Raw genomic sequence first — 24,334 nt, forward strand, 5'->3', positions numbered from 1 at the left:
TCACGCGTACTTGGACCTCAGTGATAGGGCGAGGCCATGGCCAGGTCCAGACGTGCTGAGCCGTGAGTGCAATGTGCCGCCCTGGACCACCGGCGGCACGGGTGGTTCAATTCAAAGCCCGACTGCCATCCGTGTTTCGTCCAGCGTGTTGCTTTGCGGATCTCGCAGCACATAGCCACGGCCCCAGACGGTTTCGATATAGTTCTCTCCGCCGGTCGCGTTGCTGAGCTTTTTGCGTAGTTTGCAGATGAACACATCGATGATTTTCAGTTCAGGTTCATCCATGCCGCCATACAGGTGGTTCAGAAACATTTCCTTGGTCAAAGTCGTCCCCTTGCGCAGGCTGAGCAGCTCGAGCATCTGGTATTCTTTGCCGGTCAAATGAACCGTCTTGCCATCCACTTCCACGGTTTTTGCATCAAGGTTCACCGCAATTCGCCCTGTATGAATGATCGATTGCGAATGCCCTTTGGAACGGCGGATGATGGCATGGATGCGTGCCACCAGTTCTTCGCGATGGAAGGGCTTGGTCAGATAATCATCGGCACCAAAGCCGAATCCCTTGATCTTGCTTTCGGTATCATCAGCACCGGACAAAATCAGAATCGGCGTTTCCACCCTGGCGATCCGCAACTGGCGCAGAACCTCGTGCCCGTTCATGTCCGGCAGGTTCAAATCCAGCAAGATCAGGTCGTAGTCATAGAGTTTCGCCAGATCGATTCCTTCTTCGCCAAGATCCGTCGCATAGACGTTCAGGTTCGCATGCGTCAGCATCAGTTCGATGCTTTTGGACGTGGTCGGATCATCCTCGACTAGAAGTATGCGCATTTTTCACTGCTCCAATTCGGGTCAATAATTCCAATTAAAATTAAACCTGACCAAGAATGGTTAATCTGACGTTACCGTTGAATCATTTATTCACGCTCTCCTTTAGGTTGTCGATACTTTTTTAGCGCCGTCGCCTTCAACGCCTCGGCGCCGTGTTCCGCGACCAAAGAAACCCAACCGTTGAATTCTTCGTCGCTCAGGCCGTATTTCTTTTTTGCGTCAGACAGGCTGATCAGCCCGTAAAGCACCCCACGCACGACAAGAATCTTGCGTGACGCCACCCATCGCCTGGTGTTCGCGGGCGGCAAATCCGCATGCGTCAAAATGGATCCATCCGGCAGAGCAACAGACCTTGGCCCTTCAACTTTGTGCAAATACATCGCTTTACCCTTCTTGCTGCACCAAAGCTGCCCTCAGCCTACTTAAAGTCGCGTGAAACCGCCCCTTGAGAGTGTGTAGAATTTTCCTATATTCTGCCGGTCTTTCTTAACCCGGACTGGAATCTGCAATGGCCCTCGATACCGAGACCCCGCTGAACTCGCTTGGCTTTGCCAAACCACCCTCGGAAACGCGGGTCGTTGTGGCGATGTCGGGGGGCGTCGACAGTTCCGTTGTCGCGGCCTATCTGGCCGATCAGGGCTATGATGTGGTCGGTGTGACTTTGCAGCTATATGACCACGGCGCGGCATTGGCCAAGAAAGGTGCCTGTTGCGCTGGAATCGATATTCATGATGCGCGACGCGTGGCGGAAGAGCGGGGATTTCCACATTACGTTCTGGATTACGAGAACATCTTCAAGGATGCCGTGATCGACGAGTTTGCCGACAGCTATCTGGCAGGCGCGACGCCGGTTCCCTGCATCCGCTGCAACGAGCGCGTGAAATTCAAGGACCTTCTGGAAACCGCCAAGGATCTCGAGGCAGACTGCATGGCCACCGGCCATTACATTCAGCGCAAGATGGGCGCCAACGGACCGGAACTGCACAGCGCCGAAGACGCCAATCGCGATCAGTCCTATTTCCTGTTCTCGACCACGCCAGAGCAACTGAATTTTCTGCGCTTCCCGCTGGGCCACCTGCCGTCAAAAGACGCAACCCGTGAGATGGCGGCGCAGTATGGGCTGTCGGTGGCGGACAAGCCCGACAGTCAGGATATCTGCTTCGTGCCCGACGGCAACTATGCCAGCGTCATCGAAAAGCTGCGCCCCGGAGCCGCGGAACCCGGCGAGATCGTTCACGCCGATGGCCGCGTACTGGCGCAGCACAACGGCGTGATCCACTATACGATCGGGCAACGTCGCGGTCTTGGCATCGGCGGCCTTAGCGAGCCGCTTTACGTCGTCAAACTGGACGTCGACAAAAAGCAGGTCGTTGTCGGCCCGAAAGAGATGCTGGCAACGCGCGTCGTTCCGGTGCGCGAGATCAACTGGCTGGGCGATGAACCCTTTTCGTCACGCGATGAATGGCATCTTTCCGTCAAAGTCCGCTCGACCCGCCCGCCGCGCGAGGCAATCATTCGGCCGCTGTCGGACACCACGGCCGAGGTCGAACTGCTGACCCCCGAGGAAGGCATCTCGCCCGGGCAGGCCTGCGTATTTTACGCAAACGAAGGCAGCCGCGTGTTCGGCGGCGGCTGGATCTGGCGTGGGTATTAGGCTGAAACCGGCTCGACCTCGGGTTCGATCTGAATCTGCAATGCATCGTTGAACCGATTGAACGCACTGCACAAGGCGATGCGCCAGGTCAGCTCGACGATCTGGGCATCGGTGAACCATTCCCTCAGATCCGCCACTTCGGCATCCCTCATACGGCCCGACCGGATCGTCACGGCTTCGGCATAGCGCACGACCGCTTTGTCACAGGCATCCAGTTCCGGATGATCCTCGACGTCCGGCAGACGCGCCGCCCCTTCGGGGCTCAGCCCCGCCACGGTCAGCAGCGGTGTGTGATGCGAGACGCAATAATCGCAGGCATTCAGTTTTGAAACCGTCACCATCGCCAGCTCCAACGCACGGCGCGGCAGGTTCTCCTGCTCTCGCAGGGTCGTCAGCATTCCCGTGACGTGGTTCAGAACCGGAGGGCAATACGCTGCGACGCGGGCCCAGTTGTCAAATGGTCCATAGGCGCCCAATGCAGCGTGGGACGCGCGCGCGTCGGCCGTCATTTCCTGATCCGACAAAGGGGGGATGCGGGTCATGTCGAAAGCTCCTTTTCTGGGTCACGATACCTTGGACCTGCGCCCCAGCAACAGACCTTGCAGGTCACATATGCGAGACGAAGCGCTCTCTTCGCCGGGTCACAACATATCGGTTGGAGAATTGAAGAGAATATAAAGCCCGACGCAGACCATGATATAGGGCGCAATCCGATCTAGCCGGGCAACGCGTGGGCCAAGGCTTCTGGCGTGGGGTGCCCCCCATGCCGCAACAACAACCAGCAAGGCGGCCGCGCTGGCGGCACCGATCAACGCAACAACCCGATAGGACGGCGCCGAATCCGCAAGCAGAGGGGTCATTACCGCAAAACTGTCTATCGAGAGGCTCAGGAAAAGCGTCACCACCGAAGTCACCGCCCCTTTTGACACAGTACCTTCGGTGTCCGCCTCACGAAACTGATGCCAGATTCCGCGCAAGCCAAACACCAGTGGGACAAGGCCAAGATAGCCGATCCAAAACGGAAGGCCGCTCTGGTTCAGGCCCACGGCCACGGTCATGGCCAGGGAAAGTACGATCGTCTGAGCGACGGCAAAGCCCACGATCGCACGGCGCTGTTCCATCACCAGAATCAAGCCCAACAAAACAGCCAGATTGTCCAGATTGGTAGAGATCATCGCGATCCCCGCAGAGACTGCAAACAGCGCGTGATCAAGCATTGCTTGGCTGCATTCTGTTCAAAACCGCCCGCGCCGCGCGCAAGCCGGGTGCTTCGCCCCCACGCCCCAACCTGTCCATGGTTAGGTTCATGGCATGCTGTTGCGCATCGGGTGCGTCGGCGACCTTTCGCAAGGCTTCGGCGATTTTTTGAGGCTGACAGTCATCCAGCAGGCATTCCGGCACGGCGCGTGTTTCCGAAACCAGATTGACCAGTGTAACGGTGTCCAGCTTGACCATCCGTTCCGCCATTTTCTGCGTCAGCCAGTTGAGTTTGTATGCAATGACCATCGGCGTATTCTGCGCCGCAAGTTCCAGCGAAACCGTTCCCGAAGCAGCAAGCGCAAGATCTGCGGCGCCAAAAGCCGCTCGTTTGTCGGCCATGGCTTGCTCTGCCCCCACCTGGCGCGGGTCCAGCACCACGGGCGCGCCAGGCCATTCTGGCACCAGGTCGTTTATCAGATCGGTTGTCGCACCTACGGTCGGGATCACCACGCGGTAATTCGGGTGGTCATCGACAAACAACCGCAACGCGCCGCCGAAAGACTCTGCCAGACGTTCAATCTCACCCCGCCGAGACCCTGGCAAGGCCAACAGGATCGGCGCATTGCCCAGATCAAAGCGGTGGCGGAAGGCGGCGATCTCGTCAGGCGTGGCAATCGGTTCGCCAACCACAGGATGGCCGACAAAGTCGCATTCCATCCCTGCCCGCTCCATGTACGGAGGTTCAAAAGGAAGAAGCGCCAGCACATGGTCGATGACCTTTGCCATCTTGTCTGCACGCCCGGGGCGCCAGGCCCAGACGCTGGGGGCAACATAATGCACGGTTCGGATGTTGCTGTTGGCTTTTACGATTTTGGCGACGCGCAAGCTGAAATCCGGGCTGTCTATGGTGATTAGAACATCCGGTTTCGTGTCCAGCACCGCCTGTGCCGTCTCGGATATCCGCCGTTTCAGGTGGAAAAACTTCGGCAGCACTTCGACAAGCCCCATGACCGAAAGTTCGGACATCGGGAACCGGCTGCGCAGACCCTGCGCTTGCATCAGCTGGCCTCCCACACCGTCGAATTCAACCTCGGGCACCAGGGTTTTCAACCCCTCCATCAGCGCGCCGCCCAACCGGTCGCCCGAAGGTTCACCGGCGACCAGAAAGACACGCATCAGACCGACCGCTCGCGGATATAGAGAAACAGACCCAGACGGTTGCATTCAGCGATGACGCGCTCTTTTTCCAGAACCAGCACACCGTCTTTTTCCAAAACGATCCCGGACAAACCTGCCGCAACCGTGTCGGTAACGGTTTCCGGCCCGATGGCGGGCAAATCGGCGCGCCGATCCTGATCGGGTTTGGGACCTTTGAATAGAATGCCGCCGCCAGCGTCGGGGCGTTGGGTCAGAGATTGCAGCATCCACGCGGTGCCGAACACCCCCTCGATGGCCAGCGCCTGCCCTTTTGACACGGCACAGGCCTGCCCGGTATCCGCCGCCCCCATTGCCCGAAGAATCCCGGCGGCGCGGTCAGCGTCTGCCATGTCGGCGTCCGAGGGCTGGGCCTCGGTCAGACATCCCACAGGCGGCAACAAACCGGGCGCGATCTCATGCGCGGCCCTGAGGGTGAGACCGGCCCCTTCAAGAATTCCGATCACGGCGCGCAAAGCTCCGTCATCCCCGGACAGGATGGCCTTTTGGATGATCGGAACCAATGGCAGCGTCGCGGCGTCGATCCGCGAGGGGTCGATTGGCGGGCGCCGAACAGCGCCGGCCAGACAGATATCGGTCACGCCCTGCGCCTTCAGGTCAGCAATGAAACTGCCCAGCTGTTCCAGAGGAAATACGACATCCGCGCTCAGGGTGTCCGGCAGAAACCCCTCCATCGCGCAGATCAAAGGGCGTTCTGTCAACTGCGCAACAACTTCGGTCGGCAGCGCCCCGGTTCCCGCAATCAACGCAAGCATGACCCTATTTCCTCGGGGTCAGGAAGGATCGGTCACTGTGGCCGGTGACGAAATCCACGATCTGCTGCACATAGTCGCTTTCGTTGCCTTCACCGATCCGGCTGGCGCGATCCATAAAGGTGCCTTCGCCGTCGGACAATTCCTTGAAGGCCGCGCGCAGCGCCGAGATATCTTCACGCGATACACCCTTGCGCTTGAGACCGACGAGGTTTAGGCCATCCAGCTCACCCCTCGACGCCTGTACCAGACCGTAAGGAATAACATCTTTCGGCACCATGGTCAGCGCGCCAATAATGGCCCCGCGTCCAACGCGCACCCATTGATGCAACCCCGAAATGCCACCGACGATCACGTCGTCTTCGACGATGCAATGCCCCGCCGCGCCGGCATGGTTCACCATGATCACACGGTTGCCGATCTGAACGTCATGGGCCACGTGAACACCCGCCATCAACAAGCAGTCGTCACCGATCCGCGTGACCCCTCCGCCACCTTCCGTACCGGTATTGATTGTAACATGCTCGCGAATGCGGTTGCGTTTGCCAATCTCAAGCCGGGTGTTTTCACCGCTGAATTTCAGATCCTGAGGGATCTCACCAATCACCGAGAAATTGAACACAACGGTATCGTCGCCGATAGAGGTGTCGCCCGTCACGACCACATGCGATTTCAACTCGACCCTATCGCCCAGTTTCACCTGTGGGCCCACGTGGCAGAAGGGACCGATGATACAATCCTGTCCAATCTGCGCACCATCTTCAATAATTGCGCTGGGATGGACTCCGTTCATGTTGTTTTTTCCATATCCCAGTCGACATAGGCCGAGAATTCCGCCTCGGCGGCAACGTCGCCTTCGACAGTTGCGCGGCCGCTGAATTTGAACAGCTTTCCGCCTTTTTTCCCACGCACGGTTTCCACATGCATTTCCAGCACATCACCGGGCACGACCTTGCGGCGGAATTTGCACTTGTCGATGCTCATGAAGTAAATCAACAGTTCGGTGTCGATGACGTCCATTCCCACACCCAGCATCACACCGGCGGTCTGCGCCATTGCCTCGACAATCGTGACACCCGGCATGATAGGCGTACCGGGGAAATGCCCCTGAAAATGCGGTTCGTTCATGGTGACGTTTTTGATTCCACGCGCCGACTGATAGCCCGAGATATCTACCACCTTGTCGACCAGCAAAAACGGATAGCGGTGCGGCAGGATCCTCTGGATCAGCTGAATGTCTGCGCTTTTGGTTTCAGTGCTCATGATGCAGATATCCCGTTTTGGATGTTTCTTTTTTTGCGTGGTTAGCAATACAGCAATGCAAGGGCAAGCGAACCTATTCGCCCTGCCCCTCTTGCAAATCGCTTCCGTCACCTATCGCAGCGTTTATTCGGATGATTGCGGCTTCGGTGATGTCGGACGTGCTGACGACGACATTGGATCGCTCGATCATCACGCTGGCCCCAATTTCGCGCAACAGATCGACAAGCACCGGGCGCACAATCTCGGAAAAGGTCTGCTGGGCTTCTTCGCTGCGACGGGCCAGAACGTCCAGCTTTGCCCTTTGCCCCTCGCGATGGGACTGAACCTTGAGATCAAACGCCTCGGCCAGGGGGCGGAACTCGTCGGCCGACATGGTGGCGCGCTGCTTGGTGAGTTCTTTTTCTTCGCGGCTCAGTTCCGCGACAATCCGTTGGTTTTCTTCGGCCAGTAGGGCGCTTTCCTTTTCAATTTCGCGAAAAACGCGCTGTCCAAAGGCAGACTTGGCAAACAGCTCTTCACTGGACAGGGTGACAACACTGGCTTGTGGCACACCAAGCTGCTGTGCATTTGCCAAAGGCGCCGAGACCATCGTCACAAATGCACACAGGGCCCAAAGCGGGCCCCGTGCTCTGCCAAGCAATCTGTTCAGCATCGCGGATCAGAACCGGGCCTGGATCGTGAAGTCAAAGTTCTGCTCCTTGTCGAAAGATTCTTTCTTGAGAGGCTGCGAAAAGTTGAACTGCAAAGGCCCGAATGGAGTTTCCCAGAGCACCGAAATCCCGATCACGTGCCGGATCGATCCGTTTGCACCGACAATAGTTGCGCCTGCCGTATTGACGTTGTCGATGTTGTAGAGGTTGCCAACATCATAGAACAAGCCACCGCGCAGACCGAGTTCCTCGGGAAGACCCAGCGGGAAGTCAGTTTCGAAACGGGCAACCCAGTAGTAGTTGCCCCCGATCGCGTCATCCTGACCGTTGGACAGGTCACGCGGTCCGATACCCGCAGGTTCGAAACCCCGGAAAGTATTGGGGCCCAGCACAAACCGGTCAACGGTACGGCTGAAATCGTTTCCGCGCCAGTGCAGAGCGCCCAGTTCCATCGTTGCCCGAAGCACCACCTCTTCGTTCCAAACCCGGGTTTGCGCGATACCACGCGCCGTGGTCTTGAAGTATTTGTTGTCCCCACCAAGCCCAGCAGCATCAACGCCAACCTCGAACAGAACGCCGGTATTGGGGTCCAGACCGCCGAGACGGCTGTCATAAATGTAGGACAGTCCCAAGGAACTGGACGTCCGTTTGCCCTGCGCAATTTCAGAAGAAATCACCGCACCGTTAACTTCGTTGTCCTGCTGCGTCATCTCGCTGCGGTCCCAGCCATAGCGAACCCGCAGAGCCGACAATTCACCAATCGCGTAGGTCAGTTGAGGTGCAAAGAAAAGACTGCTTGTGTCGTAGCTTGCAAACCCGGAATTGGTAGCCGACAGCCCCAGACCAAGATCAAAGCGCAGCTTGCGGCCCAGCAGATAGGGCTCTGTAAAGCTGAGCGTATATTGTTCCGAGTCCTGCGCGGTGGAGATCGAGACACCAAGGTTCTGGCCACGGCCCAGGAAGTTGGATTCGTTTAGACCAATTGCAATCCCGAAACCGTCCGTAACCGAGTAGCTGCCTCCAAGGCTCAGCGAGCCGGTGGGTTGTTCTTCAACGTCTACATCCAGAATGACCTGGCTAGGCGACGATCCCTCGCGTGGTTCGACTTCGGCGACAGCAAAGAAGCCCAAGGCATTGATACGCTCCGCAGCCTGACGGATTTCGCGTGGATTGAACGGGTCGCCTTCGACAGTGTCAAACTGCCGGCGGATCACTCGGTCCAGGGTGGTTGTGTTGCCTTCAATATCGATCCGCTCGACAAAGATCCGAGGACCTTTTGTCAGAACAAATTCGACATCCAAAGTCAGATCGCGGTCATTGCGCGTAACACGTGGTTCCACCCGAAGGAAATCCACGCCTTGCTTCAGGCCCAGTCGCTCTTGTCTTGTAATCGAGTTTTCAACAAGCGTCGGCGTATATGTCACGCCGGGTTTGATCTTCAGCGCGTCCTGATAAGGTGCCGGATCGACGCCCGGAATTTCGCTGACGGTCGTGATTTTACCGAACGAGAATTTTTGACCCTCGGTTACATTCATCACCAGGAAAAAAGCATCCCTTTCACGGGTAAACTCGACGTTGGCGCTGTTCACGCGGAAGTCGACATAGCCTCGTGAAAGGTAGAAATCCCGAATGACTTGCTTGTCGAACTCGATACGATCGCCGATGAAAGTGTCGTTCCGGAAGAACGTCCGCAGGAAGGTTGCCTGCTTGGTTTCCAGAACACGGCGCAAACGACGGTCCGAAAAGGCACGGTTGCCAACAAAGCTGACACGTTCCACTTCAATGGTCGTGCCTTCTGCCACTTCAAAAACCAGATCAACTCGGTTGTCGCTACGGCGGATAATCCGAGGGATTACGGTCGCGGCAACTCGGCCTTGGGCTGAATACACTTCAGCAATCATGTCGGCGTCAGACTCGGCCAACTGCGGGGTAAAGACGCGGCGCGGCTGAGATTCGATAACGTCCAACAACACGTCGTCTTTGACACGGGCGTTACCCTCGATGCTGATCTGATTGATCGTCGGATATTCCTGAACCGTGATGACCAGCGTAGACCCCCGCGGCGTCAGCTCAACTGTTTCAAATACACCACTGTCAAGCAAACGCTGATAGGCATCATTGAGCTGGCCGGCAGTTACGGTCTGGCCAGGTTCGATTCCCGTTCGGGCGATGATCGTACCGGTTTCAATCCGGCGATTGCCCTCAACGTCAAACGAATTGATCGTGAAATTTTGCGCCAGTGCTGCATGCGGAAAAGTCATTAAGCTTGCAGCAACAAAAAGGAAAAGAACCGCTAGCGCCTGCCACAAAATATTGTTTGTTGGCATTTGCTGCCCGCAGGATGTGCCCGCCCCTCGCCTGTCAGTCATTTTATGCTCTACCCAGAATTTAAGACTTTAATGCTGAGTAGCGGGATTGAATGAGCTTGTCAAAAGGCGAAATAGAAGCAGCCGCGAAGACTGCCATTCAAATTGACGACGTTAATTTCGGTAAGAATCACATGGCCGCCAGATAAGCGGCACCTGCCATGGCCAACGCCGTAACCGCAAAGCTCAGCAGAATATCCCAATTCAGCACGAACAGGAAGCTAAAGCTCTGATACGATTTTTTCAGCGTTTTGGTCATGGCTTTTCCCTCAGACGCAAAAACCATAACGTCAAAATGAGGCAATATTGCGGCCCAATCTTGCGCCACGCGCCACAATTAGCAGAACAAATCGTTGCTCACTGAAAACAGCATGAGGGTGAGAATTAAGGTGATCCCTACCCCCATGAGCACCCGCAAGGCCCCATCACTGGGTGGTTTCCCTGCAATGGCTTCATAGGCGTAGAACACGAGATGCCCACCATCCAATGCCGGGATCGGAAACAGGTTCAGCAATCCGACCGCCGTCGACAGAACCGCGATGAAGAAAATGAAGTTCTGCGCCCCCTGACTGGCCATTGCCCCCGAGGTTTCGGCGATTCCGATCGGCCCCGAGATGTTGCAGGTGCTGATTGCCCCTGTCACCATGTGCCAAATACCCGACAGCGACCCTTCGATAATGCGGCCCGTCTGTCTGACACCGCCGGTCAGTGAATCCAGAATACCAGCCGGTTCAGTTGCCGGCTCCAGCATCATGCCCCCGATGATCCCAATCCGCCAATGGGTGACGAAACCGCCATCCGGCTGAGGTTCATCCGTGCGTCGCGGGGCCAATGCGAATTCCAGCTCGGACCCATCCCGCCAGACGTCCAACAGCAGAACCCGGCCATCGGACCCTTCGACAAAATCCTTCAGCTGCTCGAAGGCAAAGATCGGTTCCCCGTTCACCGCCGTGATGACATCGCCTTGTTTCAGCTGAATATCCATCGCCGCGCTGCGTGGGGCCACTTGGCGGATCAGGGGTGGAAACATCCATGGAGCTTGTACATCCAGGGTTTCACCGTCCCGGATCACCGTGTAGTCCAGAACCGGTTCCACAGGCAGCGCCTCGATAAAGTCCTGCCAGGCGCCCTCTTCATCATAGTCAGGTGTCGGGATACCAGCGATGGCCGTGATCACATCACCTTCTCTCAGTTCCTGCACAGTGCCCGGCAAGGGTTGCAACGATCCGACTGTAAGCGGCTCTTTTGATACGCCCTGTGACCAGAAAATCAGGCCAAACACCAGAATGGACATGACGAAGTTGAAGACAGGTCCGGCCGCGACCGTTGCGGCCCGTGCCCACAAAGGGGCACCGTGCATGGTGCGGCGCAGCTCTTCCGGGCTTTGGGTAGCGATGCCTTCCATCGCCTTTTCATCCTTGCCCGATGCTGCATTGGCATCGCCCAGGAACTTCACATACCCCCCAAAAGGCAGCAACGCGATCTGCCATCTGGTCCCCCGTTTGTCGACACGGCTCCAGAGAACCGGGCCAAACCCGATCGAGAAGACCTCGGCATGGATACCGGACCAACGCCCCACAATGTAGTGGCCGTATTCGTGCACCGCGACGATGACCGACAATGCGATGACAAACGCGACAATCGTCCAGAGAAGATTGCCAAATTGCGGGATTAGGGAAAGTACGTCCAAAATTCTATCCTGCTCGTTCCACCACAGCGTCATCGACCCACTGACGTGCCAGATGGTCTGTTTGCTGTACGTTATCAAGGGTCATCGGGGCATCAATAAGGCTGTCTGACGCGTCGAACCTGTCGAGAACCGCGGCGACGGCATCAGCCATATCCAGAAATCCGGTCCGGCGTGCGATGAAATGATCCAGCGCACGTTCCTTCGCGGCGTTGAAAACAGCGCCCGCCAGGCCGCCACGCGCCATCACGTCCCGGGCCAGTTTCAATGCCGGATAACGTGCCAGATCCGGCGCGTTGAAACGCAACTGCCCCAGCTTGGCCAAATCAAGGCGCTGTATCGGCAATTCCCGTCTTTCGGGCCAATGCAGCGCGTAACCGATGGCGTGGCGCATATCGGGTGCCCCCATATGGGCCATCATCGCACCATCACGATAGCCAACCAGGGCGTGTACTATGGATTCCGGATGCACCAGCACTTCGATCTGATCCGGTTCGACACCGAAATATTCTTTTGTTTCGATGACTTCCAACGCTTTGTTGAACATCGATGCGCTGTCGATGGTGATACGCTGCCCCATATCCCAATTCGGATGGCTGGAGGCTTGTTCAACAGTCGCGTTCACCAGTTCTCTCAGGGGCCAATCTCGGAACGCCCCGCCGCTGGCGGTGATGATCACACGCTCGACTGTTTCGACGTCTTCACCGACCAAAGCCTGAAACACCGCCGAGTGTTCGCTGTCGACCGGCAGCAATCGCGCGCCATGCTGTTTGGCCGTTTCCAGAACCAATGATCCTGCGCAGACCAATGTCTCTTTGTTTGCCAGTGCAAGGGTTGTGCCCTGTTTCAACGCCTCGATGCCCGGCGCCAACCCGGCCGAGCCGACAATGGCCGACATGATCCAATCCGCCGGACGTGCCGCAGCCTCGACGATGGCGCGCGGGCCCGCAGCCGCCTCGACGTCACTGCCGGCCAAAGCGGAACGCAGGTCATCAAGCCGGTCTTCATGAGCGGTGACGGCAATATCGGCACCGAGCCGACGAGCGTCATCCGCAAGCCTTTGAATATTGGCACCACCGGTCAAGGCCACGACGTCATACTCGGACGGTGCGCGCGAAATCAGATCAATCGTGTTCTGCCCGATCGACCCGGTGGCTCCAAAAACAGATACCTTTCGCATTACATTTCACCCGGCGAATAGATCAGCCCCGCGATCAGAACGAACAGCGCGGCCCCCATCATGCCATCGAACCGATCCAGAAAGCCGCCATGGCCCGGTATCAGGTTCGAACTGTCTTTGACACCGAACTTGCGCTTGACCGCGCTTTCGACAATATCACCGGCCTGACTTGCCATTGAAGCCAAAACGGAAACAACGACAAAAGCGAATCCAAAGCCGGCCAGGCTTGCAAAAACCGCGCCGACAAATGCCGCGGCGGCCCACCCGCCGGCGGTTCCCGACCACGTCTTCTTCGGGCTGACTTTGGGCCAGAATTTCGGGCCGCCGACCGCCTTGCCCACGAAATAGCCCGCGACGTCCGTGGCGACCACGACAGCAATCAGCCAAACCATCCAGCCAAAACCGGAATTTTCGCGGATCGAAATGAAACCCAGCCCGGCCCCGACGATCCAGACCACGAACATCCCGAACAGAACCTTCGAACGACTGATCTGCCCCACTCCCACAAGCGCTGGCGCAAGCACGACCGGCAAAGTGTAAATTGGCGGGAGATGATAGCTGAGAACCACGGTGATACTTGTCAGAATCCCCAATTGAACGGCCACGCCGCGGGCTTGCGGGTCGATCATTCGAACCAATTCCCACGTCATCAGACCACAGGCTGCGGCAATGAAGGTTTCGAACCACCACCCGCCAAGCCAGACTTCGATTGATCCGATCACGACCAGAACCGCAGCAGAAAGAACCCGTGTTGTAAGGTCAGACCATCGGCCGTCTCTCATGCCAGAACCGCTCCAAACCGCCGATCTCTGGTGCCGTAATTCTGGCACAGACGGGCCAGTTCAGCAGCAGTGAAGTCCGGCCAGAGGGTGTCGATGAATTCATATTCCGAGTAAGCCGATTGCCAAAGAAGAAAGTTTGAAATTCGCGCTTCACCGCTGGTTCGAATAACAAGGTCGGGATCAGGAAGAACTCGCGTATCCAGATACTTAGGAAGAGTTTCTTCATCCACCTCTTCGGGTTTCAACCGCCCTTCAGCCACATCCCGCGCCAGACGCTTGGTAGCGCGTGCTACTTCGTCGCGCCCACCGTAATTCAGCGCGACGGTCAAATGAACCAGATCGTTGTTCTTGGTTTCTTCTTCCAGCGAGTCCATCAACTCGATCAACTTGGAATCCAGCCGGACTCGATCTCCGATGAACCGAACGCGGATGCCATTATCCGCAAGTGTCCGGGTTTCCTTGATGATATAGCGGCGGAACAGGTTCATCAGGCCGGCCACCTCGACCTGGGTCCGCTTCCAGTTTTCGGTCGAAAAAGCGAACACTGTCAGGTACTTGATCCCCAAACCTGGGCAGGCCTCGACAACCTCGCGCACGCGCCGCGCACCGGCATGGTGGCCGAACAGCCGGGGACGGCCGCGCGCCTGCGCCCAACGACCATTGCCATCCATGATGATGGCCACATGGCGCGGGCCAGACTCCAGCTCGGTTTGCGGGTCTTTTGGCATCAGTTCGGCTCAGACCTGCATGATTTCGGCTTGCTTGGTTTCGAGCGCAGCATCCACGGCCTTTATCATCTCATCCGTCATGTCCTGAACTTCGCTTTCCCAAAGCTTCTGGTCATCTTCCGACATGCCGTCCGCCTTGGCCTTCTTGATCTGATCCATACCATCGCGACGCACGTTCCGGATCGCAATGCGTGCGTTTTCCGCGTACTGACCGGCGACCTTGCTCAACTCGCGGCGACGTTCTTCGTTCAACTCGGGTATCGGCAGCATTATGATGGTGCCGTTCAATTGCGGATTGATCCCAAGGCCGCTTTCGCGGATGGCCTTTTCCACCTTACCCACCAGTGACTTGTCCCAGACGTTTACAGTGACCATTCGCGGTTCGGGCACGTTCACGGTACCCACCTGGTTGATCGGTGTCATCGAACCGTAAGCGTCAACCATGACAGGTTCCAGCATCGAGGCCGAAGCACGCCCTGTTCGCAATGATGCAAATTCGGTTTTCAAATTGGCCATTGCGCCATCCATGCGGCGCTGCAGATCATCGGTGTCCAGTTCGAAGTCGTCAGACATTCTGCTCACTCCCCGTCTTCAGGTAATCTTTGGATGGGTCTTACGCCATCGCAATTGGGATGTATAGCAATCATGATCGGGAATTGTATCAATGGCCAGAGGTGTTGCGACCATTTTGGACAAACATCGTTTTCCGGAACCTGGCCGAGTTTCTCCGGCCAGGTTGAGCTCATGGGTCAGCCTCAGGCGTTCACATCCACCACGACGCGGCCCTTGACCTGACCTTTCAGAATGTCGGCGCCCAGTTGCGGCAGATCGGACAGACCGGCCGGTTGAACCATCGCCTCAAGCTTGTCCATCGGCAGATCCGTGGCGATCCGTTTCCACGCGCGCACCCTGTTGTCATAGGGCTGCATCACGCTGTCGATGCCCAAAAGGTTCACGCCGCGCAGCAGGAACGGAATCACCGTCGCTGGCAAAGCAGCGCCCCCTGCCAAACCAACCGCAGCAACTGAACATCCGTATTTCATCTGGCCCAGAACACGCGCCAGCATGGCGCCGCCCACAGCATCAACGCAGCCCGCCCATGTTTCGCTTTCCAGAGGGCGTTTTGTGGTCTCGTTCAGGTCGTCGCGCGGCACGATGGTCGTCGCTCCAAGTGATTTCAGATAGTCACCAGTTTCGGGCCGTCCGGTGACCGCGGCGACCTCATAGCCCAAATTGCCAAGAATGGCCGTGGCCACCGACCCGACGCCGCCCGCTGCCCCGGTCACCAATACCGGTCCACGATCCGGGGTCAGCCCATGATCCTCCAGCGCCATGACCGCCAGCATCGCAGTAAACCCGGCAGTGCCCACAGCCATTGCCTGACGCGTTGTCAGCCCATCGGGCAGCGGCACCAGCCAATCGGCCCGCGCGTTGGCTTTTTGCGAATAGCCGCCCCAGTGTGCCTCACCAACGCGCCATCCGGTCAGAACAACCTTGTCACCGGGTTTGTAGCGGTCATCCGATGAGGCCTCGACCGTGCCGGCGTAGTCAATGCCCGGGACATGCGGATAGGCCCGCACCAGCCCGCCCCCTTTCGGAGACAGACACAGGCCGTCCTTGTAGTTCACCGTGGAATATTCGACCGCAATCGTGACATCACCATGCGGCAGATCATCCACCGACAATTGTTTGATCGAGCCGGTGGCAAGTCCGCTCTCTTCATCCTTGTCCATCACAAGTGCATTGAACATTTGTCATTCCTTTCGTGTTCAGCGACCAGCCCATGTCGTCAGCTGGTTCAAAATATCCCGAGGTCGACGCGGCAGCGTCCTTGATTCTGCTAGATCCAGAAATGCGATTGCACGGTCGCGCGGCGCATCCCAGCCGGTGTTTCCACTTCCAGTTCCGTCCCGGCATCCCAATGGCTCAGGCGCACCATACCGATCGCCACATTGGTTTCAAAATCCGGAGACCAAGCCGCCGATGTCACCTGCCCCACGCGCTTGCCGCTTGCAAACAGGTCCCAGGGACGATCGCAGCCCGGAACCGGATCACCAGCGATGGCGATTGGCCGGATTTGCTGCACCGGCCCTTCCTTGGCGACACGCAACAGGGCATCCCGACCGATACAGCCAATCGCAGTATGCGTGTTGCAGAACTTTCCTAGACCGCATTCATGCGGAGTGTTGTCGTCGGTCATGTCGTTCCCATAGGACAACAGCCCGCCCTCAATGCGTTCGATCAGGTTCGGGCAGCCCGCGCGCACCTGCAGGTCTTCGCCGGCGGCGAACAGGGTGTTCCACAAAGGCATGCCGATATCGCCACCTTCCACGTATATCTCGAAACCACCCTGTTTCGAATAACCGGATCGCGCGACGGCCAGATCGCGGCCCTCGAACTCGAACATGTCGAATTTGAAGAAACGGATATCGCGCACTCGGTCCCCGAAGACACGGGCCATCAGCTCGTCCGCCTTCGGGCCCTGAACGGCAAGCGGCGACACGTCCGGTTCATCCACCAGCACATCCAGACGGTACCCAACGGCGATACCCTTGACCCACAGCAACAGATCACTGTCGGCAATCGAGATCCACCATCGGTCTTCGGACAACTTCACCGCCACCGGGTCGTTCAGCATGCCGCCGGTTTCGTCAACGATCGGCACATAGAAACATTGCCCCGGCAGCATACCGCGCAGATCGCGCGGGGTCAGCATCTGCATGAGACGCGCAGCATCAGGGCCACGCAATTCAACCTGCCGCTCGCACGACACATCCCAGACCTGCACATGGGTCTTCAGATGCCGGTAATCGGCTTCAACACTTTCAAAAAAGGTCGGCAACAACATACGGTTGTAGACCGTATAGCCCTTGACCCCGGCAGCTTCGACTCCTTCAGAGAACGGAGTGCGCCGCAAGCGGCGTGAGGCGGAAATCTGCGGCATTCATACCTCCTGCGGCATAAAGACGATATCACTGACAGGCGCTTCCGAGCCCGTCTCGGTCAGCATTTTGTGCACTTGTCCCCTGTGATGGGTCTGATGATTGAAGAAATGGATCACGCACAGCGCGTAAGGCATTGTGACATCAGCCTCTTTTGCGGCGGAATACCACGTGAACGAGCCGGTCAGCGGATCATCCCCCAGCCCTTCTGCCCAGTTCAGGATACGCGCATCGATCTTTTCGCGTAACGCCAACCAGCTTGGCAGATCCGGGCACAGGTATACGCTTTCATGGATACCTCCGCCTGCCTTGTGAATATTGCCATCTGGCCCGTCGCGCTTTTCGAAACGCGACATCCACATCCAATCGCCCCACAGCAGATGGTTCACCGTGCCCAAAATCGAGCCAAAGAACGCCCCGCGTTCAAGGGTCAGCTCCTTCGGTGTCAGAGATTGCAAAAACTCTGCCAACTGTTTGTTCTGCCAGTGATTGTAACGCGCCATTTCCTGCGCATACCCACCCGTGATCATCATTTGGGCCCGTGCCAGTCGATCGGGCAGATTTCAGCGGACTTGCCGCCAAAGTCCCAGACCCGGCCATAGTCGCGCACCTTCGATTTGGTGCCACGCGCCACGATGATGTCAGGTCCCATCCAGTATTTGGAATTTGAGACCATCACCGGATGCTCCGGGTCCTTGCCCGCAAGCATCTCGATCTCTCCCTGGATTTTGCGACCAATCGCGATCCGACGCTTGTTTCCGTCGCGCTCGATCTGGACAGGTGCCCGTTCCGCACCGATGATCTCGCTGACCAGCATGGTAAACAGACCGGTCGTGCCGCCCGCCTGACCGCTGAAGATTTGTAACAAACCGTTGTAAGCCTTGCCGCTTGCGCGCTCGTCGACATAAGCGGCGACTTTCCACTGGCCTTCCCCCATCCGGCCCGGAATATCGACCAGCAACCCGACATTCAGACCCGACAGATCCTCGCCTTCATAGTGGCCTTCATCAACGATGATGCCCATCCAAGCATGGCAGTGACCTTCCGTCGGGGGATGTGCGCCCAGCGACACCACGCAGGGGCAAAACACGTCACATGAACAGTTCAGGATCAACTCGCCCTTGATGGCCCATTCCGTCGGGCTCATCTCTCGCCGCTTGGGATTGGGCATGCGGCTGTCGATGCGCTGGCTGACGGGCAGCCGATCGGCGTCTGGTTTTCTGTTTTTAGCCATTGGCTTATCCTCCGTAGCTAATTGGATACACGAGCAGGACAAGACCGCCCGCAATCAACACAAACCCCATTGGACGGGTCACGGCGTGCCCGATCTGAGGAAGTTTCTCCAAAACCATGAACAGGGTCGCGAGCCCCATCCACAACAGGTTCATCACACCGCCGACAAAGCCAAGTGCCATAAAGCCCCAGCAACAGCCGACGCAAAACGCGCCAAGACCCAGGCCCATGCGCACGCCACCTGCAAAACCTGTTCTCCAATGTCCTAGGAAATAGGTCATCGGGGCATGGCAGACACCGTGGCACACCTCTTTGGCGCGGGAAAACTGAAAGGCGCCCACGGCAATCATCAAGCCGCCCGCGACCCATCCGGATTTGGCAATTCCCAGCATGTCGACAACGCCGCCAAACAGCAGAACCAGCTGAATTCCTGCGATGACGGCCGCAAACCCGACCCAGACGATGGAATATCCGGCCAGAACCCCCAGCCAGCCGGCGCGGCTGCCATTTGCGCTGCGGATCAGGTCATCGTAACTGCGCAGGGTCGGGATCAGGGTCGGCAGCATCATGGCCGCCATCATGATCGCCCACATTGAAAACAGCGGCCCGAACTCGGCCATGGGCATGTACATGTCCATGCGCGGATCCATCGCGGCCATCGCCTGCCCCATCGGCCCCGGACGGCCGATCAGATCAAGGTCCATGTCCCGGCTCATCGAGAACATGACCCACCACGCCCACAAGATCAGAACATAAAAGCCCAGCCACATTCCGCTGCGCAGCCACGTACGACTCACTTCGGCCTCCCGACTCAACTCCCTTGCTTTTCAAATGTCAGACTTTTAAATGTCAGACAAATAAAAATTTGCCCAAGGTCGTCTGAAGATGAAAACCGCGCCCCGGAAAACCGCAGACTTGTCTGCCCAGATCGCCCAGGCCATTCGGGATGCGATCGTATCGGGTGAACTGATCGTGGACGCGCGCCTGCCATCCGAAGCCGAGCTGTCGGATCAGTTCCAGGTCTCTCGCCCGACCGTGCGTGAGGCATTGAAACGGCTGGCGGCGCAATCATTGATCCGCACGCAACGCGGCGCTTCTGGCGGAGCGTTCGTGAATCGCCTGAGCTTTGAGGATGCCTATTCTCAGCAAGTCACGACTTCGACATTGCTGCTGTCGATGAATGCGGTCAGCTTCGATACCGCATGCGAGGCGCGATATGCCCTGGAAAGGGCCTGTGCGCCTTTGTCAGCGCAGCGGCGCACGGCAGATCACCTGGCGACCATGCGGGCAGAAATATTCCGCCAGTCCCAACCGGGCCTGACGGACGAAGCCTTTTGCGCCTCGGACGTCACTTTTCATCGCGCGCTGGTGGATGGGGCTGGCAACCCGGTCCTGTCCTATCAGCTGGCGGGCGCCGTAGAAGCGATGCAACCGCTGATGAACATGATCACGTTCACGGCGCGATCCCGCGAAGAGATCATCGGACTGCACAGCAGAATAGTGGACGCGCTTGAGGCAAAAGACGCCGACACCGTAGACACCGCACTTATTGATCTGGAACATTACACACGACGGCTGGCCCACGACGTGGTCGAAAGCAAACGTAAACCGACCTGAGGGCCGCATTCGAAACAAGATCAGAACAAGGGGCAAAAAAGCGGGCAGATTGTCATCCGGCGCCAAGATCGGAACTTTCAATATGAATTGAAGTTCAATGACTTACGGGAGGACGTTATGAACCAAAGACCGGACCCAAGTTTTTATCCATCCGCGAAACTTGCGATGGAGGGCCCCGCTGAGACGCTTGCATTCACGCTGATGCTCAGCCCTGACTTTTCTCAACCCGACGGGCTAGCGGTTGTGAATGTCGATCCAAGCTCGGACGATTTCGGAAAGATCGTGCATCAGGTGATAATGCCCGAAAAGGGCGACGAATTTCACCATTTCGGCTGGAACGCCTGTTCTTCTTCCCTGTCGCCGCTGAGCGGTCACGCGTTTCTGGAGCGGCGCTATCTGATCATTCCGGGCATCCGGTCCAGCCGGATTTATGTCATTGACGTGAAAAACCCGCTTGAGGCCAAGATTCACAAGATCATCGAACCCGAAGAAGTCTTTGCAAAGACAGGGTATTCCCGTCCGCACACGATCCATTGCGGGCCTGAGGGCATCTATGTCAGCACCCTTGGCGGCGGCGGCCCCGACGGCACAGATGGCCCTCCGGGCATATTCATCATGGATTGCGAGACCTTCGATATCATCGGGCGCTATGAGATCGAGCGCGGCGTGCAGGACAAGCATTATGATTTCTGGTGGAACCTGCCGCGTGACTACATGGTCAGTTCCGAATGGGGGCTGCCGCCGCAATTCGAAAACGGGCTGGTGGCCGAGGATCTGCTGTCCAACAAGTACGGCCACCGGATCCATTTCTGGAACCTTCGGAACCGGACGAATATTCAAACCATCGATCTGGGCGAAAACCATCAGATGGCCCTGGAAATCCGACCCGCGCATGATCCCGTAAAACAATACGGGTTCTGCGGCGTTGTCGTCGATACGACCAACCTGCAAGGGGCGATCTTCACCTGGTGGCGCAATGATGACGGCACGTTCGAAGCCAAGAAGACCATAACAATCGATCCGCAACCCGCTGATCCTGATGATCTTCCTGACCTTCTGAAGGGCTTTTCTGCCGTTCCGCCGCTGGTTACTGATATCGACCTGAGCCTGGACGACAAGTACCTCTATGTCGCGTGCTGGGGAACCGGCGAGATGCATCAATACGATGTATCCGACCCGATGAACCCAACCCTGGCAGGCAAGGTCGAGATCGGCGGAATCGTCAAAAAGACAAAGCATCCAAATGGTCAAACCTTTGGCTATGGTCCACAGATGGTCGAAATCAGCCGCGACGGCAAACGCGTCTATTGGACCAATTCGCTCTATTCCACGTGGGACGATCAGTTCTACCCCGAGGAAGGTGGTGCGGCCATGGTCAAGGCCGATGTCGGTGAAAATGGTGGTCTGACACTGGATCCGAAGTTCTGGGTAGAGTTTCCCAAGGGCTATCGCAGCCACCAGATCCGGTTGGAGGGCGGAGACTGTTCAACCGACAGCTTCTGCTATCCGTCGGTCTGAGTTGGAATTTTTGATGTCATCAACGGCTGGCCTGTGGCTGGCCGTTGTTCTGAGCGGCGCCTATCACGGCCTGAACCCCGGCATGGGCTGGCCACTGGCGGTGTCTTCGGCTTTGATGGAACAACGCCAATCCGCGCTTTGGGGTGCACTCGCGGCTTTGGCTGGCGGGCATTTCGTAGCCATGCTCGGCGTACTTCTTCCTTTTGCCCTGATGGTCGTACTGGTCGATTATCAAAATGAAATCCGCATCGGCGCGGCTCTGGTCGTGATTGGCATGGGCCTGTACATCGCGATAACCCGCCGTCACCCCCGCTTTCTTTCGCGGATCCCGCCAAGCAGGCTCGCGCTGTGGTCTTTTCTTGTGGCGCTTGCCCACGGGGCTGCCCTGATGCTGGTTCCAATCTATCTGGGCCTGTGTGCCGTGGATGAACTGGACGCGGGCCATCAAGCGATTTCTCAGATCATGACCACGAACACCCTTTTGGTTCTGGGCGTCGCCGCGCTGCATACGGCCGCCATGGTTCTGGGGGGCGGGTTTTTGGCCTTTGCGGTCTATCGTTGGCTCGGACTGCAATTCCTGTCGCGCAGCTGGTTCAACCTCGAGTTCATCTGGGCCCTGAGCCTCATTCTGGTCGGTGGTCTGGGTCTTTGGTCCGCCCTTGGCTGACCTTGTACTTTGTTTTGAAACGCGATTTATCTGCATCGAAAAAAACTGGAGCTTCCGAATGCAGGACCAAACCCGCCCAACCGAAGTGCTGCGTCAGGGCAAAATCGACGACTGGACGGCCGCCACAACCCATGCTTTCACCCGCGAACTGTCTGACGGCACCCTGCCCGAGAACAAGATGCGCTGGTATCTGCAACAGGACTATCAGTTCGTCGACGGTTTCGTGCGTCTTTTGGCCAGCGCCATCGCGCATGCGCCGACCCTTGCTGACAGCGTACCGGCCGCGCAGTTTCTCGCGGTGATCACAGGCCCCGAGAACACCTATTTCCTGCGCGCGATGGACGCTTTGGGCACTGAGCCCAGCACCGAGCCCGCGCCCGCCACACGCGCGTTTCAGGATCTGATGGCCGAAGCCGCAGCCTCTGGCCGTTATCAGAACATGCTGGCGGTACTCGTCGTGGCGGAATGGGTTTACCTGAGCTGGGCCAGCCCGGAAAACCCGCCCAAAGAAGGCTTGCCGTTCTGGTTTGCGGAATGGATCACGCTACATGCGGGCGAAGGGTTCGAAAGCGTCGTGGAATATCTGCGCAGTCAGCTGGACAACGTCTGGCCGACGCTGGATGCGGCCGAACAGGCCGAGGTCACGCGACTGTTCCATCGCGCTGTCGAGCTGGAACGTGAATTCTTTGACGCCGCCTACGCGGCCTGAACCATAAGGGGGCCGGAATGGTCGCAACTCTGAACGTCATCGCGGCATTGCTGACCATCGGGTTCGGCGCATTCGGGTTTCTGGCGCCGGCCCACACCGCGTCGGCCCTGGATCTGGCCCCGACCAACAGCACGATGGGGTTGTCCGAGATGCGCGCCTCGGTCGGTGGTTTGTTTGTTGTGACGGGGATCGCCGTTATCTGGCTGAACAACCCAATGGCCTATGTCATGCTGGGCATTGTCTATTCCGGTGCGGCGCTAGGCCGGTTTGTGTCGGTCGCGCTGGACAATCCCCCCTTGGCCAAGGCGTTGATCTTTGGGGGAATCGAACTGGTTCTGGCCGTCTGGTTGATAGCTGCAAACTTCAACAAAACCACCTAACAGATTGGAAATGTTAAACACGGCTGCGTTCATTCTGAGTTTGCATCCCCCCATCACCTCACCTATATAAGAGTCGTCCTTCGGGACTATGGACATAAACGCGCTCGTAATAAGCGGATCGGACCCGGGGGCGGTACCCGGCGGCTCCACCAACCATCCTTCGTTTGGGGATTTTGGGGCCGAAACAGGATCGACGAACGTCTAAAGGGGTTAGCTTTGTCTCGGCTGTCTGCCACCGTTACCGGCGAAAACAGTACAATTGCAAACGACAATCGTGCTCCGGTTGCAGTTGCTGCGTAAGCAGTAGCAAGACCGAAACTTAAGCCCTTGCGCCTAGCCGCGTAAGGCGGGGTTCGCAGGTACCTGGCAACAGAAACCTGCATTAATCCCCCACATGTCTGAATTTATTCATCCGGCCCTACGCGGATTCAGAGTTTATTCATTCCTTTTTGCCATCTTGCCAGCACTTGGACAGGAGAACTGGGATGACGAATTCAGAGATACTCAGAAAGTGGTACTCCGAGGTTTGGGAAAATGGAAACACCGAAGCAATTGATCAGTTCTTCGCACCCGAAACGATGGCCGAGGGTCTGATTCCGGAAATGCAGGTCGGTGCTGACGATTTCCGGGATCTGGTCATGGCGTTCCGCCATATTCTGGGGGACATCAAGGTCGAACTGCCCAAGATCATCGAGAACGGCGACTGGGTGTCCGCCATTCTGCATGTGCGTACTTTTCGGGCTGACAATGGCGCGCCGCTGGAAGTCACCGGCCAGGTCATGGCGCGGTTCAAGGACGAAAAGATGGTTGAAGCCTACAACCATTTTGACTTCATCTCGTTATTTGAAGAACTGGGCCAGTTTCCATCGGACACCCTGCCCGTATGCATGACCGGGCAACGCTTGGACTGGGCGTGAACCCAAAGCAATCTTGACCCCCATGACCCTTGCGCGCTAGCAAGTG

General features: G+C 57.5%; 28 protein-coding genes and 1 other RNA gene. 8 read left to right on the forward strand and 21 right to left on the reverse strand.

Going from position 1 to position 24,334, the window contains the following annotated elements; all coding sequences use genetic code 11:
• Nucleotides 1-111: 111 nt before the first annotated feature.
• Nucleotides 112-828, reverse strand: a complete 717-nt coding sequence (gene ctrA, locus GS612_RS07260) for a response regulator transcription factor CtrA (protein ID WP_152457936.1) — start codon at nucleotides 826-828, stop codon at nucleotides 112-114.
• Nucleotides 829-914: 86 nt separating this feature from the next.
• A complete protein-coding gene (locus GS612_RS07265) occupies nucleotides 915-1,208 on the reverse strand; it encodes a DUF1153 domain-containing protein (RefSeq protein WP_171168228.1) in 294 nt (97 codons plus the stop codon).
• A 128-nt stretch (nucleotides 1,209-1,336) separates the two neighbouring features.
• Here GS612_RS07265 and mnmA point away from each other — a divergent pair, with 128 nt between their 5' ends.
• Nucleotides 1,337-2,482, forward strand: coding sequence for a tRNA 2-thiouridine(34) synthase MnmA (mnmA, locus tag GS612_RS07270; protein WP_152457934.1), 1,146 nt, complete (start codon nucleotides 1,337-1,339; stop codon nucleotides 2,480-2,482).
• On the opposite strand, the gene GS612_RS07275 is transcribed toward mnmA, so the two are convergent.
• The 19 genes from GS612_RS07275 to GS612_RS07360 all read right to left on the reverse strand — a co-directional run bounded on the left by GS612_RS07275 (nucleotide 2,479) and on the right by GS612_RS07360 (nucleotide 19,250).
• Nucleotides 2,479-3,024, reverse strand: coding sequence for a carboxymuconolactone decarboxylase family protein (locus tag GS612_RS07275; protein ID WP_171639524.1), 546 nt, complete (start codon nucleotides 3,022-3,024; stop codon nucleotides 2,479-2,481). The two genes, mnmA and GS612_RS07275, sit on opposite strands and share 4 nt — an antisense overlap.
• Nucleotides 3,025-3,123: 99 nt before the next feature.
• Nucleotides 3,124-3,699, reverse strand: a complete 576-nt coding sequence (locus GS612_RS07280; protein ID WP_171639525.1) for a hypothetical protein — start codon at nucleotides 3,697-3,699, stop codon at nucleotides 3,124-3,126.
• Complete coding sequence (gene lpxB / locus GS612_RS07285; protein WP_171639526.1) at nucleotides 3,692-4,858, reverse strand: lipid-A-disaccharide synthase; 1,167 nt, start codon at nucleotides 4,856-4,858, stop codon at nucleotides 3,692-3,694. Before lpxB ends, GS612_RS07280 begins: the two co-directional genes overlap by 8 nt.
• Nucleotides 4,858-5,652 (reverse strand): LpxI family protein, encoded by a 795-nt coding sequence (locus tag GS612_RS07290; RefSeq protein ID WP_171639527.1) that lies wholly within the window; start codon nucleotides 5,650-5,652, stop codon nucleotides 4,858-4,860. Before GS612_RS07290 ends, lpxB begins: the two co-directional genes overlap by 1 nt.
• A gap of 4 nt (nucleotides 5,653-5,656) precedes the next feature.
• A complete protein-coding gene (gene lpxA, locus GS612_RS07295) occupies nucleotides 5,657-6,442 on the reverse strand; it encodes an acyl-ACP--UDP-N-acetylglucosamine O-acyltransferase (protein WP_171168239.1) in 786 nt (261 codons plus the stop codon).
• Entirely contained in the window at nucleotides 6,439-6,912 is a 474-nt protein-coding gene (gene fabZ, locus GS612_RS07300) for a 3-hydroxyacyl-ACP dehydratase FabZ (RefSeq protein WP_117869011.1), read from the reverse strand. Before fabZ ends, lpxA begins: the two co-directional genes overlap by 4 nt.
• Before the next feature lie 73 nt (nucleotides 6,913-6,985).
• Nucleotides 6,986-7,564: an OmpH family outer membrane protein gene (locus GS612_RS07305; protein WP_171639528.1), complete on the reverse strand. Its 579-nt coding sequence runs from the start codon at nucleotides 7,562-7,564 to the stop codon at nucleotides 6,986-6,988.
• A 6-nt stretch (nucleotides 7,565-7,570) separates the two neighbouring features.
• Nucleotides 7,571-9,823 (reverse strand): outer membrane protein assembly factor BamA, encoded by a 2,253-nt coding sequence (bamA, locus tag GS612_RS07310; RefSeq protein ID WP_371809316.1) that lies wholly within the window; start codon nucleotides 9,821-9,823, stop codon nucleotides 7,571-7,573.
• Nucleotides 9,824-10,058: 235 nt separating this feature from the next.
• Complete coding sequence (locus GS612_RS20635) at nucleotides 10,059-10,187, reverse strand: hypothetical protein (RefSeq protein WP_256367745.1); 129 nt, start codon at nucleotides 10,185-10,187, stop codon at nucleotides 10,059-10,061.
• Between the two features lie 78 nt (nucleotides 10,188-10,265).
• Complete coding sequence (gene rseP, locus GS612_RS07315; protein ID WP_171639530.1) at nucleotides 10,266-11,618, reverse strand: RIP metalloprotease RseP; 1,353 nt, start codon at nucleotides 11,616-11,618, stop codon at nucleotides 10,266-10,268.
• A gap of 4 nt (nucleotides 11,619-11,622) precedes the next feature.
• Nucleotides 11,623-12,795, reverse strand: coding sequence for a 1-deoxy-D-xylulose-5-phosphate reductoisomerase (gene dxr, locus GS612_RS07320; protein WP_171639531.1), 1,173 nt, complete (start codon nucleotides 12,793-12,795; stop codon nucleotides 11,623-11,625).
• Complete coding sequence (locus GS612_RS07325) at nucleotides 12,795-13,577, reverse strand: phosphatidate cytidylyltransferase (protein ID WP_171639532.1); 783 nt, start codon at nucleotides 13,575-13,577, stop codon at nucleotides 12,795-12,797. Before GS612_RS07325 ends, dxr begins: the two co-directional genes overlap by 1 nt.
• Nucleotides 13,574-14,305, reverse strand: coding sequence for an isoprenyl transferase (locus GS612_RS07330; RefSeq protein WP_171116012.1), 732 nt, complete (start codon nucleotides 14,303-14,305; stop codon nucleotides 13,574-13,576). The genes GS612_RS07325 and GS612_RS07330 overlap by 4 nt, the downstream gene beginning before the upstream one ends.
• Before the next feature lie 9 nt (nucleotides 14,306-14,314).
• Nucleotides 14,315-14,878, reverse strand: a complete 564-nt coding sequence (gene frr, locus GS612_RS07335; protein WP_152457921.1) for a ribosome recycling factor — start codon at nucleotides 14,876-14,878, stop codon at nucleotides 14,315-14,317.
• A gap of 182 nt (nucleotides 14,879-15,060) precedes the next feature.
• Nucleotides 15,061-16,056 (reverse strand): acryloyl-CoA reductase, encoded by a 996-nt coding sequence (acuI, locus tag GS612_RS07340; protein ID WP_171639533.1) that lies wholly within the window; start codon nucleotides 16,054-16,056, stop codon nucleotides 15,061-15,063.
• An 89-nt stretch (nucleotides 16,057-16,145) separates the two neighbouring features.
• Complete coding sequence (locus tag GS612_RS07345; protein WP_171639534.1) at nucleotides 16,146-17,249, reverse strand: dimethylsulfoniopropionate demethylase; 1,104 nt, start codon at nucleotides 17,247-17,249, stop codon at nucleotides 16,146-16,148.
• Nucleotides 17,250-17,780, reverse strand: a complete 531-nt coding sequence (locus GS612_RS07350) for a DinB family protein (RefSeq protein WP_371419736.1) — start codon at nucleotides 17,778-17,780, stop codon at nucleotides 17,250-17,252.
• Nucleotides 17,777-18,481 carry a DUF1326 domain-containing protein gene (locus tag GS612_RS07355; RefSeq protein ID WP_152457918.1) on the reverse strand — a complete coding sequence of 235 codons (705 nt, stop codon included), beginning with the start codon at nucleotides 18,479-18,481 and terminating at the stop codon, nucleotides 17,777-17,779. The genes GS612_RS07350 and GS612_RS07355 overlap by 4 nt, the downstream gene beginning before the upstream one ends.
• A 4-nt stretch (nucleotides 18,482-18,485) precedes the next feature.
• Nucleotides 18,486-19,250: a DUF2182 domain-containing protein gene (locus GS612_RS07360; protein ID WP_171639993.1), complete on the reverse strand. Its 765-nt coding sequence runs from the start codon at nucleotides 19,248-19,250 to the stop codon at nucleotides 18,486-18,488.
• Nucleotides 19,251-19,365: 115 nt separating this feature from the next.
• Between GS612_RS07360 and GS612_RS07365 the strand changes: the two genes are divergently transcribed.
• From GS612_RS07365 to GS612_RS07395, 7 genes are all read left to right on the forward strand, one after another.
• Complete coding sequence (locus GS612_RS07365; protein WP_171231673.1) at nucleotides 19,366-20,097, forward strand: FadR/GntR family transcriptional regulator; 732 nt, start codon at nucleotides 19,366-19,368, stop codon at nucleotides 20,095-20,097.
• A 117-nt stretch (nucleotides 20,098-20,214) separates the two neighbouring features.
• Complete coding sequence (locus GS612_RS07370; protein ID WP_152457916.1) at nucleotides 20,215-21,615, forward strand: selenium-binding protein SBP56-related protein; 1,401 nt, start codon at nucleotides 20,215-20,217, stop codon at nucleotides 21,613-21,615.
• A gap of 13 nt (nucleotides 21,616-21,628) precedes the next feature.
• Nucleotides 21,629-22,282 (forward strand): hypothetical protein, encoded by a 654-nt coding sequence (locus GS612_RS07375; RefSeq protein ID WP_171639535.1) that lies wholly within the window; start codon nucleotides 21,629-21,631, stop codon nucleotides 22,280-22,282.
• 58 nt (nucleotides 22,283-22,340) lie between these two features.
• Nucleotides 22,341-22,991, forward strand: coding sequence for a TenA family protein (locus GS612_RS07380; RefSeq protein ID WP_171639536.1), 651 nt, complete (start codon nucleotides 22,341-22,343; stop codon nucleotides 22,989-22,991).
• Between the two features lie 17 nt (nucleotides 22,992-23,008).
• On the forward strand, nucleotides 23,009-23,371 hold the full coding sequence (locus GS612_RS07385) for a DUF4345 family protein (RefSeq protein WP_171228716.1): 363 nt from the start codon (nucleotides 23,009-23,011) through the stop codon (nucleotides 23,369-23,371).
• Nucleotides 23,372-23,407: 36 nt separating this feature from the next.
• Nucleotides 23,408-23,755: a transfer-messenger RNA gene (gene ssrA, locus GS612_RS07390) on the forward strand.
• Nucleotides 23,756-23,856: 101 nt separating this feature from the next.
• Complete coding sequence (locus tag GS612_RS07395; protein WP_171639537.1) at nucleotides 23,857-24,288, forward strand: ester cyclase; 432 nt, start codon at nucleotides 23,857-23,859, stop codon at nucleotides 24,286-24,288.
• The last annotated feature ends 46 nt before the right edge of the window (nucleotides 24,289-24,334 follow it).

It is taken from the genome of Ruegeria sp. HKCCD6157, from assembly GCF_013110685.1.
In the GTDB taxonomy this organism is placed as follows: Bacteria; Pseudomonadota; Alphaproteobacteria; order Rhodobacterales; family Rhodobacteraceae; genus Ruegeria.